The sequence below is a fragment of the Pseudomonas sp. HC1(2025) genome (assembly GCF_058742075.1).
Window position 1 is genome coordinate 1,578,036 of record NZ_CP196017.1, and the last position, 15,579, is coordinate 1,593,614.

The following is a 15,579-nucleotide window of genomic DNA, read 5'->3' on the forward strand; positions in this document are numbered from 1 at the left end:
TTGACGAATTTAAGGGGTCAAACCGTCTCAGGCTTGTAACAACAGAGCTAAGAACATTTGCGGGAGGACCTAAGAAGGATTTCTCATAATGGTTATGTCCAAAAAAACTTATGCGTTCTGCGCGAAGCAAGACATTGTTCAAAGCACAAGCCTTGAGTTATGTGCGCTTCGGCGCGTTTTGAGGCTCTTGGAAAGTTCAATCGCAAGTGCAAGCGGATGATGGGGTAGCGGAAAAAAGGGAATTTCAGGGTGACGGTTTTTTGTCACTTGTTCCCTTGGAAGGCTCTCTGCAGGCGGGTCAAAGCGCTGGTTGGCGGCTGATTTGAATCAGTTTTGTGCCACCTGCGGGCCACCCGATCCACTGCGCTTGTGCACGTAACCGAGGTGCCGACTACTGGGGTCGGACAGGGAGATAAGCACATGGCCAAGTTAATCGGTGTTGTCAGCAAGGTGGTTGGGGAAGTCTTCGCGGTGGCGGGAGATGGCAGCCGCCGAAGCCTGGTCGAAGGCGACCGACTGTTTGCCGGCGAGCAACTGCAGACCGGCGCGGCCGGTGCGGTGGCGGTGCAACTGACCAACGGCCATGAGCTGACCCTGGGGCGCGACAGCAGCCTGGGCCTTTCCCCGCAATTGCTGGCTGGCCAGGCGCCGCAGATTCACGCCTCCGAAGACCTTGCGCCGAGCCAGGCGCAGTTGACCGATGTGCAGCAGTTGCAAAAAGCCATCGCCGCCGGTGACGACCCGACCCAGACCGCTGAAGCCACGGCTGCCGGGCAAACCGGCAGCACGGCGGCGGGTGAGTTGGGCGGCGGGCACTCCTTTGTGCTGTTGACCGAAGTCGCCGGGCGCGTGGAGCCGGTCATCGGCTTTCCTACGGCAGGGTTTGGTGGGATTCCCGAGTTCCCGTTGTTCCAGGTCGCCGGCCAGCCGGACACCGGCAACGGCCAGCCTGTGGTGGTGCCTCCCGACAACCCGGTGAGCCTGGGTGGGCTGGAGGTCGAGGGCGGCGAGTTGACGCTCAACGAGGCCAATCTTGCCCAAGGCTCGGCCAGCAACCCGGCGGCGCTGGTGCAAAGCGGCACCTTCAGCGTCACAGCGCCCGATGGTCTGCAAAGCCTGACGGTGGGCGGCATCAGTGTGGTCAGCGGCGGGGTGGCCAGCAGCTTCCCGCAAACTATCACCACCGGGCTGGGCAATACCCTGAGCATCACCGGTTATAACGCGGCCACCGGGGTGATCAGCTACAGCTACACCTTGACCGGCAACGAGGCCCATCCGTCAGGTGGCGGCACCAACAGCCTGGGCGAGCAATTTGCGGTAGTGGCCACCGACAGCGATAACGACACCGCCACCGGCTCGCTGGATATCACCATTGTCGATGACGTGCCCAAGGCGCTGGATGACAGCCATGAGGGCAGCGCTTCGGAAAGCCTGTTGACCCTCAGCGGCAACGTTCTGGACAACGACACCCAGGGCGCCGACCGAGTCGCCAGTGGCCCGATCACGGGCGGTACGTTCACCGGTCAATATGGCACTTTGGTGCTGGCGGCCGATGGCAGCTACACCTACACGTTGAACAGCGCCGACCCTGATTTTGTCGCGCTGCAGGGCGGCGGTAATGGCACGGAAACCTTCACCTACACCCTGACCGACGCCGATGGCGACAGCAGCACCGCCAACCTGGTGCTGCAAGTGCACAACAACGACGACCCGGTGGTGATCGGCGGCATCAGCGTGAATGGCGCTGACCTGACCCTCTACGAAAAAAACCTGGTGGATGGCAGCAGCCCCGACGCTGGCGCGCTGACCCGTACCGGCAGCCTGACCGTATCGGCCGTGGACGGTTTGCAGAACCTGTCCGTGGGCGGTATCAACGTGGTGTCCGGTGGTGTCGCCGCCGGCTTCCCGCAATCGATCGCCACCGGCCTGGGCAATACCCTGACCATCACCGGGTTTGACCCGGCCACCGGGGTGATCAGCTACAGCTACACCCTGACCGGCACCGAGGCGCACCCGTCGGCGGGAGGGGTGAATGAGCTGACCGAGAGCTTCAGCGTTATCGCCAATGACACCAACAACAGCACCGCCACCGGCACCCTGCACGTGAGTGTGGTGGACGATGTACCGACAGCTGCCGATGACAGCAATGCACAAGTGGCCTCCGAAAGCCTGCTGACCCTGAGCGGCACGGTATTGACCAATGACGTGCAAGGCGCTGATCGGGTCGCGTCCGGGCCGGTGACGCCGGGCTCCTTCACGGGGCTCTACGGCACGCTGGAGTTGGCGGCGAATGGCACTTATGTGTACACGCTGAACCCGGCCGACAGCGACTTCCTGGGGTTGCACGGTGGCGGCAATGGGACGGAGACGTTTACCTACACCTTGACGGATGCCGACGGTGATACCAGCACCGCGAACCTGGTGTTGCAGGTGCATAACAACGACGACCCGGTGGTGCTGACGGGACTTGAGGTGAATGGCGGGGAGGTCACGGTCTACGAGAAAAACCTGCCGTTGGGCAGTGCTATCGACGGGCCTGCGTTGACCCAATCCGGCACCTTCACCGTGACGGCATTGGACGGCCTGAAAAACCTCACCGTTGGCGGCATCAACGTCGTCACCAACGGCGTCGCGGCGACGTTCCCGCAGTCGGAACCCACCGGCTTCGGCAACACCCTGACCATCACCGGTTACAACGCCAGCACTGGGGTGATCAGCTACAGCTACACCCTCAGCGGCACCGATAGCCACCCAACCGGAGCGGGCACCAATAGCATCAGTGAGTCGTTTGCGGTGGTTGCGACCGACAGCAACAACAGCAGTGCCAATGGCTCCCTGGACGTCAATGTGGTCGACGATGTGCCAAAAGCCGTCGACGACAATCCGGCGGGTATCGCCTCCGAGAGCCTGCTGACCCTGAGCGGCAGCGTGCTGGGCAATGACGTGCAAGGCGCCGACCGCATCGCCACTGGTCCGGTTACGCCAACTACCATCGTTGGCACCTACGGCACCCTGCAACTGTTTGCCGATGGCAGCTACATCTACACCCTCGACAAGACTGACCCGCAGTTCATGGCCCTGAATGGCGGTGGCAGTGGCACTGAAACCTTCACCTACCAACTGAACGACAGCGACGGCGATACCAGCACCGCGAACCTGGTGTTGCAGGTGCATAACAACGACGACCCGGTGGTGCTGACCGGCTTAGACGTCACCGGCGGCGAAGTCACGGTCTACGAGAAAAACCTGCCGCTGGGCAGTGCTATCGACGGGCCTGCGTTGACCCAGTCCGGCACCTTCACCGTGACGGCATTGGACGGCCTGAAAAACCTCACCGTTGGCGGCATCAACGTCGTCACCAACGGCGTCGCGGCGACGTTCCCGCAGTCGGAACCCACCGGCTTCGGCAACACCCTGACCATCACCGGCTACAACGCCAGCACTGGGGTGATCAGCTACAGCTACACCCTCAACGGCACCGATAGCCACCCAACCGGAGCGGGCACCAATAGCATCAGTGAGTCGTTTGCGGTGGTTGCCACTGACAGTAACAACAGCAGCGCCAATGGTTCACTGGACGTCAATGTGGTCGACGATGTGCCCAAAGCCGTCGACGACAACCCCGCAGGTATCGCCTCCGAGAGCCTGCTGACCCTGAGCGGCAGCGTGCTGGGCAATGACGTACAAGGCGCCGACCGCATCGCCACCGGCCCGGTTACGCCAAACACCATCGTCGGCACCTACGGCACCCTGCAACTGTTCGCCGATGGCAGCTACATCTACACCCTCGACAAGACTGACCCGCAGTTCATGGCCCTGAATGGCGGTGGCAGCGGCACTGAAACCTTCACCTATCAACTGAACGACAGCGACGGTGATACCAGCACCGCCAAGCTGGTGCTACAGGTGCATAACAACGACGACCCGGTGGTGCTGACCGGCTTAGACGTCACCGGCGGCGAAGTCACGGTCTACGAGAAAAACCTGCCGCTGGGCAGTGCTATCGACGGGCCTGCGTTGACCCAGTCCGGCACCTTCACCGTGACGGCATTGGACGGCCTGAAAAACCTCACCGTTGGCGGCATCAACGTCGTCACCAACGGCGTCGCGGCGACGTTCCCGCAGTCGGAACCCACCGGCTTCGGCAACACCCTGACCATCACCGGCTACAACGCCAGCACTGGGGTGATCAGCTACAGCTACACCCTCAACGGCACCGATAGCCACCCAACCGGCGCTGGAACTAACAGCATCAGTGAGTCGTTTGCGGTGGTTGCGACCGACAGCAACAACAGCAGCGCCAACGGTTCACTGGACGTGAATGTGGTCGACGATGTGCCAAAAGCCGTCGACGACAATCCGGCTGGTATCGCCTCCGAGAGCCTGCTGACCCTGAGCGGTAGCGTGCTGGGCAATGACGTACAAGGCGCCGACCGCATCGCTACCGGCCCCGTCACGCCAAATACCATCGTCGGCACCTACGGCACCCTGCAACTGTTCGCCGATGGCAGCTACACCTACACCCTCGACAAGACTGATCCGCAGTTCATGGCCCTGAATGGCGGTGGCAGTGGCACTGAAACCTTCACCTACCAACTGAACGACAGCGACGGTGATACCAGCACCGCCAAGCTGGTGTTGCAGGTGCATAACAACGACGACCCGGTGGTGCTGACCGGCCTCGACGTCACCGGCGGCGAAGTCACGGTCTACGAGAAAAATCTGCCGTTGGGCAGTGCTATCGACGGGCCTGCGCTGACCCAATCCGGCACCTTCACGGTGACGGCATTGGACGGCTTGAAAAACCTTACTGTGGGCGGGATTAGCGTCGTCACCAACGGTGTTGCCGCGACGTTCCCGCAGTCGGAACCCACCGGCTTCGGCAACACCCTGACCATCACCGGTTACAACGCCAGCACTGGGGTGATCAGCTACAGCTACACCCTCAACGGCACCGATAGCCACCCAACCGGAGCGGGCACCAATAGCATCAGTGAGTCGTTTGCGGTGGTTGCGACCGACAGCAACAACAGCAGTGCCAATGGCTCCCTGGACGTCAATGTGGTCGACGACGTACCCAAAGCCGTCGATGACAATCCAGCGGGTGTCGCTTCCGAGAGCCTGCTGACCCTGAGCGGCAGCGTGCTGGGCAATGACGTACAAGGCGCCGACCGCATCGCCACCGGCCCGGTTACGCCCAACACCATCGTTGGCACCTACGGCACCCTGCAACTGTTTGCCGACGGCAGCTACACCTACACCCTGGACAAGGCTGACCCGCAGTTCATGGCCCTGAATGGCGGTGGCAGTGGCACTGAAACCTTCACCTACCAACTGAACGACAGCGACGGTGATACCAGCACCGCGAACCTGGTGCTGCAAGTGCATAACAACGACGACCCGGTGGTGTTGACCGGCTTAGACGTCACCGGCGGCGAAGTCACGGTCTACGAGAAGAACCTGCCGTTGGGCAGTGCTATCGACGCGCCTGCGTTGACCCAATCCGGCACCTTCACCGTGACGGCGTTGGACGGCCTGAAAAACCTCACTGTGGGCGGCATCAACGTCGTCACCAACGGCGTCGCGGCGACGTTCCCGCAGTCGGAACCCACCGGCTTTGGCAACACCCTGACCATCACCGGCTACAACGCCAGCACTGGGGTGATCAGCTACAGCTACACCCTCAACGGCACTGACAGCCACCCAACCGGCGCGGGCATCAATAGCATCAGCGAGTCGTTCACGGTGACCGCCACCGACAGCAACAACAGCAGCGCCAATGGCTCCCTGGACGTCAAGGTGGTCGACGACGTGCCCAAAGCCGTCGACGACAACCCCGCTGGTATTGCCTCTGAAAGCCAACTCATCCTGAGCGGCAGTGTTCTCGGTAACGACGTACAAGGCGCCGACCGCATCGCCACCGGCCCCGTCACGCCCAATACCATCGTCGGCACCTACGGCACCCTGCAACTGTTCGCCGATGGCAGCTACACCTACACCCTCGACAAGACCGACCCACAATTCGTCGCCCTTCACGGTGGGGGGAACGGCACCGAGACCTTCACTTATCAGTTGAACGACAGCGATGGCGATACCAGCACCGCCAAGCTGGTGCTACAGGTGCATAACAACAACGATCCGGTGGTGCTGACCGGTCTGGACCTCACCGGCGGTGAGTTGACCGTCTTTGAAAAAAACCTGATCGATGGTTCCAGCCCCAACACCCCCTTGCTGACCCAGACCGGTACCTTCACCGTGACGGCCCTGGACGGTTTGAAGAACCTCACGGTCGGCGGCCTGAACGTGGTGACCAACGGCGTCGTAGCCACCTTCCCGCTGTCGGAAGGCACCCTGCTGGGCAACAACTTTACGGTGGTCGGCTACGACCCCAACACCGGGGTGGTCAGCTACCGCTACACCCTGCTCGACAATGAAATGCACCCCAATGCCAGCGGCGACAACAGCCTGCCCGAGCACATCACGGTCACGGCCAGCGATTACGACACCAATACGGCCACGGGCACGATCGATATCAACATCATCGACGACCTGCCCACCGCCAACCCTGACGTGCGCTCGGTGGCAGAAGGCGGTGTGGTCAGCGCCAATGTGCTGGGCAATGACGTCGGCGGCGCCGATAGCCCCACGTTGGCCGGCGCGGTGGTCGGGGTGCGGGCGGGGAGCAATACCGGCACCCCGGCCAGTGGTGGCCTGGGCGTGAATATCAACGGCAACTTCGGTTACCTGACCCTGGATGCGAACGGCAATGCCGTGTACCACAGCAACCCCAACTCGGTGAGCCCGCCGGGAGCCGTGGATACCTTCGTATATACCGTGCGCGATGGCGACGGTGACTTGAGCACCACGACCTTGACCATTACGGTGGCCGACAGCGGCCTGGTGGCGACAGTCGACGGCGACGTCACGGTCTACGAGAAAGCCCTGGACTTGAACCTCGACGGCCAGGACCTGGCGCCCGGCACCGTGGTCGGCAGCGACCCGACCGCCACCAGCGAAACCGCCAGCGGCACCCTGGTGGGGTCGGCCACTGGCGGCAGTGGCCCGTTGAGTTTCAGCCTGGTGGGCAGCGCAACGGGCAGCTATGGGCAGATCCTGCTCAACCCCAACGGCACCTACACCTACACCCTGACGTCGGCTCCCAAGACTTTGCCCAACAGCAATGATGGGCCGAATGTGCTGACCGAGACCTTCACCTACAAGGCCACCGACCAACTGGGCAACTCCACCACCAGCAGCATCGTGGTGAGCATCGTCGATGACGTGCCCAAAGTGGTGTCCAGCGCACGTGAGGTCACGGCCACGGAGGTGGATTCCAACCTGCTGCTGATCATCGATATTTCCGGCAGCATGAACGACCCGTCCGGGGCCGGTGGTTCGCGGCTCGACCTGGCCAAGGCCTCCATCGTCGAGTTGCTCAACCGCTATGACGAGATGGGTGATGTGAAGGTGCAGATCGTGACCTTCAATGACAGCTCCCAGCAATTGAGCAGCCAGTGGGTCAGCGTCGCCACGGCCAAGTCCTTGGTCAACGGCCTCACCGCGTTCAACGGCACTAACTACGATTCGGCCCTCGGCACCGCGCAGACCGCCTACGGCACTGCCGGCAAGCTGGAAGGTGCGCAGAACGTGGCGTATTTCTTCTCGGACGGTAACCCCACCACGTCCAACACCAATAACCCGAACAACCCCGGCAACGTGGTCAACCCGGAATACGGTGATGGGATCGACGCCACTGAAGAAGGTGTATGGCGCGCCTTCCTCGATGCCAACGGCATCAAGGCCTATGCCATCGGCCTGGGGGCCGGCGTCAACAGCATTTACCTGGACCCGGTGGCGTACGACGGCAGCACCCACACCAACACCAATGCGGTGGTGGTGGCCAACCTGGCGGGCCTGGATGCAGTGCTGGCCGGCACGGTACAGGGCGCGCCAGTCACCGGCAGCCTGCTGACGGACGGCACGTTCGGCGCCGATGGTGGCTTCGTCAAATCCCTCACGGTGGACGGCATCACCTATACCTACAACCCCGCGGCGGGGGGCTCGATGAGCGCCAACCTGCCGGGCGGGCATGGCACGTTCGACACCGTCAGCAACAGCGTCACCATCACCACCAACCAGGGCGGCACGCTGATAGTGGACATGGACAACGGCGAGTTCCGCTACACACCGCCCAAGCTGACCGGCTCGCTGGTCACCGAAACCTTTGGGGTGATCGTCAGCGACAACGACGGCGACCTGGCGAGTTCCAGCCTGGTGGTCAAGGTCAACCCCAACGTGGCGCCGGTGGCCGGTGACGACCATGTGATCACCAATATCCTGTCGGGCAATATCGTGGTGCCTGCCGAGTTGCTGCTGGCCAATGACAGCGATGCCAACCATGACACCCTGACGGCTATCCCTACCAGTTTTCCAACCGGCTGGGTGGCCAAAGGCGCGGCCTTTACCGGGACGGGGGCCAGAACGTTCAACGGCACAACCCTGGCGGATGTACGCACCTCATTTGCCGGTGATGCGGCGAACCTCACCGCAGCACTTTTAATCACCGGCAGTCTCGGCAATGTCGGCGGCGCTACGGCCGACGATCGCATAACGGTCACGCTCAAGGCGGGTGAGACCCTCAGCCTGGATCACAACCGGCCGGTCGGCAACATCGTCATGACCTATTCGCTCAACGGTGGCGGCGAGCTCCCTCTTGCGGATGGCACGACGCTGACTGCGTTAGCGGACGGTAGCTATCAGATTCACCTTACCAACACCTCCAATCCAACAGGCAGCAACCCCAATGGCACAGAAAACTACCATTTGGACATGAAGATCAACTACGCCGGCGCCCAGGACTACACACCGCAGTACCACGGCAACTACTCGGTCAGCGATAACCACGGCGGCAGCGACAGCGCCGCGGTAGACATCAGCTACCAGGCCGGTACGACCCTCACCGGTACCAACGGTGATGACATCATCATGGCCGGGCCCGGCAACAACATCCTCAATGGCGGCGATGGCAACGACGTGCTCACCGCCGGCACCGGCAACAACGAGATGCACGGCGGCAATGGCAATGACCTGCTGTTCAGTGGCATCGGCAACGACCTGCTCGATGGCGGGGCGGGCATCGATACGGTCAGCTATGCCCACGCCACGGCAGGCGTGACCGTCAACCTTGGCCTGGCGAGCGCGCAAGCCACCGGAGGGGCCGGGACCGATACATTGATGGCCCTGGAAAACCTGGTGGGTTCCAACTTCAATGACTTCCTCACTGGCAACGGCAACAACAACCTGATCTCCGGCGGGCTGGGCAATGACACCCTCAAGGGCGAGGGTGGCGATGACATCCTGATCGGCGGCCCGGGCAACAACACCCTGACCGGTGGCCCTGGTGCCGATACGTTCCAGTACCTGACGGGCAACAGCGGGCACGATGTCATCACCGACTTTGGCGTGGGCACCGACAAGCTGGACCTCTCGCAATTGTTGCAAGGGGAGAATGCGACGGCGGCGTCCCTGGATGACTACCTGCACTTCAAGGTCACGGGCAGTGGGGCCACGTTGTTGACCACCATCGACATCAGCGCCGTGGCCGGTGCCACGCCGACCCAGACCATCGACCTGGCCGGGGTCAACCTGGCGACCCAATACGGTGTGACACCGGGCGCGGGCGGGCTGATTGCGGGTGGCGCGGATACCGCGACGATCATCAACGGGATGTTGAATGACCATTCGTTGAAGGTGGATACGGTCTGAGCGGATCCTTGCAACGCAAAACACTGTGCAGCAGCCGGCTTGCCGACGATGGCGATCAATAGGTCGCCATCGCCGACAGGCGTTTTTGGCGCTGTTAGCGCATTGAGTTATAAGCACCATACTTTGCGTGATATGGCCCGCCAGCGTTTGCCGGTATGATAGGCGCCCCCGCAGTCTGGATTGCGAATACGCCATGACCCTGCAATACCCAACCATCGCCGATTGCGTCGGCAACACACCTTTGGTCCGCTTGCAGCGCATGGCGGGTAACACCAGCAATACCTTGCTGCTCAAGCTCGAGGGGAATAACCCGGCGGGCTCGGTCAAGGACCGCCCGGCGCTATCGATGATCGCCCGTGCCGAGCAGCGCGGGCAGATCAAGCCCGGCGACACCCTGATCGAAGCCACTTCCGGTAATACCGGGATTGCCCTGGCCATGGCCGCGGCGATCAAAGGCTACAAAATGATCCTGATCATGCCCGACAACGGCAGCGCCGAGCGCAAGGCGGCGATGACCGCCTATGGCGCCGAGTTGGTACTGGTGACCCCGGAAGAGGGCATGGAAGGCGCGCGTGATCTTGCCGAGCGCATGGCCGCCGAAGGCCGTGGCCAGGTGTTGGACCAGTTCGCCAACGGTGACAACCCCGAGGCGCACTACACCAGCACCGGCCCGGAGATCTGGCGCCAGACCCAGGGCACCATCACCCATTTCGTCAGCTCCATGGGCACCACCGGCACCATCATGGGCAACTCGCGCTACCTCAAGGAGCAGAACCCGGCGATCCAGATCGTTGGCCTGCAACCGATGGAAGGCGCGGCGATCCCGGGGATCCGTCGTTGGCCCGAAGAGTATCTGCCCAAGATCTACAACGCTGCCCGCGTCGATCGCATCATCGACATGGCCCAGCGCGAAGCCGAAGACACCACCCGTCGCCTGGCCCGTGAAGAAGGCATCTTCTGCGGCGTGTCCTCCGGTGGCGCCGTGGCCGGCATGTTGCGCCTGTCTGCAGAACTGGAAAACGCGGTGATCGTCGCGATCATCTGTGACCGAGGCGACCGTTACCTGTCGACCGGCATTTTCGACGCGCCCAACTGATGGCCAAGCAAGAGCGAGGCCTGCGCTTCCAGCCCACGGGCGGCAGCCGGGCGCCCCAAATCCCGGTCGGCAAGAAACAACGCCTGACCATCGAGCGCCTGGCCAATGATGGCCGGGGGATCGTGTTTTTCGAAGGTCGCACCTGGTTTGTGGTGGGCGCCCTGGCCGGCGAAGAGGTCGAGGCGCGGGTGCTCGGTGCCCATGGCAAAGTGGTCGAGGCCCGCACCGAGCGGGTGTTCCAGGCCAGCGAACTGCGCCGCCCGGCGCCGTGCGTGCATGCTGGCCGTTGTGGCGGTTGCAGCCTGCAACACCTGCCCCATGCCGAACAGCTTGCCCTGAAACAGCGCATGCTCGCCGAGCAATTGTCCCGTGTTGCCGGGGTCGAGCCCCAGGAGTGGGCAGCGCCGTTGAGCGGCCCCGAGTTCGGCTATCGCCGCCGGGCGCGGGTCGCCGTGCGTTGGGATGCCAAGGCCAAGCGCCTGGACGTGGGTTTTCGCGCCGTGGCCAGCCAGGACATCGTCGCCATCGATGATTGCCCGGTGCTGGTACAGGCCTTGCAACCGATCATGCAGCGCCTGCCCAACATGTTGCGGCGCCTGAGCAAACCTCAGGCCCTGGGGCATGTGGAACTGTTCAGTGGCTCGTCGATTGCCGTGTTGCTGCGGCATATGGCGCCCCTGTCGGAGGCAGACCTGCTGGTGCTGCAAGAATTCTGCGGGTTCCATGACGCCCAGTTGTGGCTGCATGGCGAGGGCGAGCCGCAGCCGTTCGCGGCCGGGGCGGCCCTGGGCTATCGTCTGGAGCAGTGGGACCTGGAGCTGGCGTACCGGCCGGGGGATTTTGTGCAGGTCAATGCCGGGGTCAACGAGGCGATGGTGGCCCAGGCGCTGGATTGGTTGGCCCCGCGTTCCGACGAACGGGTGCTGGACCTGTTCTGCGGCCTTGGAAACTTTGCCTTGCCCCTGGCCCGCCAAGTGCGTGAAGTGGTGGCGGTAGAGGGCGTGCAGGCCATGGTGGACCGCGCAGCCCTCAACGCAGGCAGCAATAATTTGCATAATGTGCAGTTTTTTCAGGCCGATTTGTCCCAGCCTTTGAGTGATGCGCAATGGGCCAAAGCAGGCTTTTGTGCGGTACTCTTGGACCCACCCCGCGATGGTGCCCTGGAGGTTGTGCGCAAGCTCGCCACTCTGGGGGCTGATCGCCTGGTGTATGTGTCCTGCAATCCAGCCACGCTGGCGCGGGACACTGTCGAGTTGGTCAAGCAAGGCTACCGGCTAAAACGTGCCGGGATCCTCGATATGTTTCCGCAAACCGCGCATGTCGAGGCGATGGCGTTATTTGAAGCGAGCTAGGATGCTCGCTTAGTCCGACTGGCCTGCGTTCTCCAGGGCCTGTGACCTGCCAGGGAGTTCGCGGTACAAGGGTCAGCGATTTTGACGCGCTACAGGCGCGTCGTAGGGAAGGTAAGCAAGATGGTACAGGTGAGAGCACACCAGCCGATCAACACCGACGGCAGTATCAATCTCGAGGCATGGCTGGATCATGCCATCAGTGTCGATCCGGCACTGGACCGTGAAGCCTTGAAAGCCGCCTGCGAGTTCGCTCGCGAGGCTGAACAGCAAGACAATGCGGCCAAGAATCTTTGGGCCGAAGGAACCTCCAGTTTTCGTACCGGGCTTGAAATCGCCGAGATCCTCGCCGACCTCAAGCTGGATCAGGATTCGCTGATCGCCGCGGTGCTCTATCGCGGCGTGCGCGAAGGGCATATCGCGTTGCCCTTGGTCAGCCAGCGTTTCGGCGCGGTGGTGGCCAAGCTGATCGATGGCGTGCTGCGCATGGCCGCGATCAGCGCCAGCCTCAGCCCGCGCCAGTCGATGGTGCTGGGCACCCAGGGCCAGGTAGAAAACCTGCGCAAGATGCTGGTGGCGATGGTCGACGACGTGCGCGTCGCCCTGATCAAGCTGGCCGAACGCACCTGCGCGATCCGTGCGGTGAAAACCGCGGATGACGAAAAGCGCAACCGCGTCGCCCGCGAGGTGTTCGATATCTACGCGCCCCTGGCCCACCGCCTGGGGATCGGCCATATCAAGTGGGAGCTGGAGGACTTGTCCTTCCGCTACCTCGAACCCGATCAATACAAACAGATCGCCACCCTGCTGCATGAGCGGCGGCTGGACCGTGAGCGCTTTATCAGCGATGTGATGGGCCAGTTGCGCTCGGAGTTGCAGGCCACCGGTGTCGAGGCCGATATCAGCGGCCGCGCCAAGCACATCTATTCGATCTGGCGCAAAATGCAGCGCAAGGGCCTGGCCTTCAGCCAGATCTACGACGTGCGCGCCGTGCGTGTGCTGGTGCCGGAAATGCGCGATTGCTACACCGCGCTGGGCATCGTCCACACCCTGTGGCGGCATATTCCCAAGGAATTCGACGACTACATCGCCAACCCCAAGGAAAACGGCTACCGCTCGCTGCACACCGCGGTGATCGGCCCCGAGGGCAAGGTGCTGGAAGTGCAGATCCGCACCCACGCCATGCACGAGGAAGCCGAGCTGGGGGTTTGCGCGCACTGGCGCTACAAGGGCACCGACGTCAAGGCGGGCTCCAACCAGTACGAAGAGAAAATCTCCTGGCTGCGCCAAGTGCTCGAATGGCACGAAGAACTGGGCGATATCGGCGGCTTGGCCGAGCAGTTGCGGGTGGATATCGAGCCTGACCGGGTCTACATCTTCACCCCCGACGGCCACGCCATCGACCTGCCCAAGGGCGCGACGCCGCTGGACTTCGCCTATCGCGTGCACACCGAGATCGGCCACAACTGCCGTGGCGCCAAGATCAACGGGCGCATCGTGCCGCTCAACTACAGCCTGCAGACCGGTGAACAGGTCGAGATCATCACCAGCAAGCACGGCACGCCGAGCCGCGACTGGCTGAACCCGAACCTGGGCTACATCACCACATCGCGGGCGCGGGCGAAGATTGTCCACTGGTTCAAGCTGCAGGCGCGGGACCAGAACGTCGCCGCCGGCAAGACCCTGCTCGAACGCGAACTGGGGCGCCTGGGCCTGCCCCAGGTGGATTTCGACAAGTTGGCCGAAAAAGCCAACATGAAGATTGCCGAGGATATGTTCGCCGCCCTCGGCGCCGGCGACTTGCGCCTGGCGCAACTGGTCAACCTGGCCCAGCAGTTGGTGGAACCGGAGCGCGGCAGCGAGCAACTGGAGCTGATTCCGCGCAAGGCCACGGGCTACAAGCCGGGCAAGCGCGGCGATATCCAGATCCAGGGCGTGGGCAACCTGATGACCCAGATGGCCGGCTGCTGCCAGCCGTTGCCGGGCGACGCGATCGTCGGCTACATCACCCAGGGCCGTGGGGTGAGCATTCACCGCCAGGATTGTGCCTCGGTGTTGCAACTGGGCGGGCGCGAGCCGGAGCGGATCATCCAGGTCAGCTGGGGCCCGGTGCCGGTGCTCACTTACCCGGTGGACATCATCATCCGCGCCTACGACCGTTCGGGGTTGCTGCGTGACGTCTCGCAAGTGCTGCTCAACGAGCGGATCAACGTACTGGCGGTCAACACCCGCTCGAACAAGGAGGACAACACTGCGTTGATGTCCCTGACCATCGAGATTCCGGGGCTGGACGCGTTGGGGCGGCTGCTGGGGCGTATTTCCCAGTTGCCGAACATCATCGAGACCCGGCGTAACCGCACGCCATGAGTCGCTGGATGAGTGCGGCCTGAAATGTGGGAGCGGGCTTGTGTAGGAGCTGGCTTGCCTGCGATGCAGGCGCCTCGGTCTACCCGATACCGAGGTGCCTGCATCGCGGGCAAGCCCGGCTCCCACATTTGCTCGGTGGTTTTCCCACTTGATCGGATAGAGAACGATGTATTCACTTGAAGACCTGCTACACCTGATGAACCGCCTGCGCGACCCGCAATACGGTTGCCCGTGGGACATCAAGCAAACCTACGCCAGTATCGTGCCCCACACCCTGGAAGAAGCCTACGAAGTTGCCGACGCCATCGAGCGCGGGGATTTTGATCATCTGCAAGGCGAGCTGGGCGACCTGTTGTTCCAGGTGGTGTATTACAGCCAGTTGGCCCGGGAAGAAGGGCGCTTCGAGTTTGCCGGCGTGGTCGACAGCATCACCCGCAAGCTGATTCGCCGCCATCCCCATGTGTTCCCCACCGGTGACCTGTATGTGCCGCTGGATATCCCTCAGCTAAACGAAGAGCAGGTCAAGGCACGCTGGGAGCAAATCAAGGCCGAGGAGCGCGCAGAAAAATCCGACGCCCCGCAGCAACTGTCCCTGCTCGATGATGTGCCTACCGCCTTGCCATCCCTGTCCCGCGCGGCCAAATTGCAAAAGCGCGCCAGCCAGGTCGGCTTCGACTGGCCGGCGGCGTTGCCGGTGGTGGATAACGTACGTGAAGAGCTCGATGAAGTGCTCGAAGCCATGGCCGACAACGACCCGGCAGCGATTGCCGATGAAGTCGGTGACCTGCTGTTTGCGGCGGTCAACCTGGCGCGGCACCTCAAGGTGGACCCGGAAACCGCCCTGCGCGGTGCCAATGCCAAATTCGAAAGGCGATTCCGATTTATCGAACAGGCATTGCGCGACACCCACCGTCCCATGGAAGATTGCACCCTCGAAGAGTTGGACGCCCTATGGGGCGAAGCCAAACGCCAGGAAAAGAATGTGTCCAACTGCGGTTGAGC

5 protein-coding genes are annotated in these 15,579 nt (G+C 62.6%); all 5 read left to right on the forward strand.

Features of this window, described 5'->3' with window-relative positions:
* The first annotated feature begins 420 nt into the window (after positions 1-420).
* The gene (locus ACSSVH_RS07040; RefSeq protein ID WP_492634269.1) at positions 421-9,765 is read left to right on the forward strand and encodes a retention module-containing protein; all 9,345 of its coding nucleotides are present in this window, start codon (positions 421-423) and stop codon (positions 9,763-9,765) included.
* 193 nt (positions 9,766-9,958) lie between these two features.
* On the forward strand, positions 9,959-10,861 hold the full coding sequence (gene cysM, locus ACSSVH_RS07045) for a cysteine synthase CysM (RefSeq protein ID WP_169956978.1): 903 nt from the start codon (positions 9,959-9,961) through the stop codon (positions 10,859-10,861).
* Positions 10,861-12,213, forward strand: a complete 1,353-nt coding sequence (gene rlmD, locus ACSSVH_RS07050; protein WP_170057705.1) for a 23S rRNA (uracil(1939)-C(5))-methyltransferase RlmD — start codon at positions 10,861-10,863, stop codon at positions 12,211-12,213. The genes cysM and rlmD overlap by 1 nt, the downstream gene beginning before the upstream one ends.
* A gap of 120 nt (positions 12,214-12,333) precedes the next feature.
* Entirely contained in the window at positions 12,334-14,577 is a 2,244-nt protein-coding gene (gene relA, locus ACSSVH_RS07055; protein WP_169956980.1) for a GTP diphosphokinase, read from the forward strand.
* Positions 14,578-14,743: 166 nt separating this feature from the next.
* Complete coding sequence (mazG, locus tag ACSSVH_RS07060; protein ID WP_492634270.1) at positions 14,744-15,577, forward strand: nucleoside triphosphate pyrophosphohydrolase; 834 nt, start codon at positions 14,744-14,746, stop codon at positions 15,575-15,577.
* The last annotated feature ends 2 nt before the right edge of the window (positions 15,578-15,579 follow it).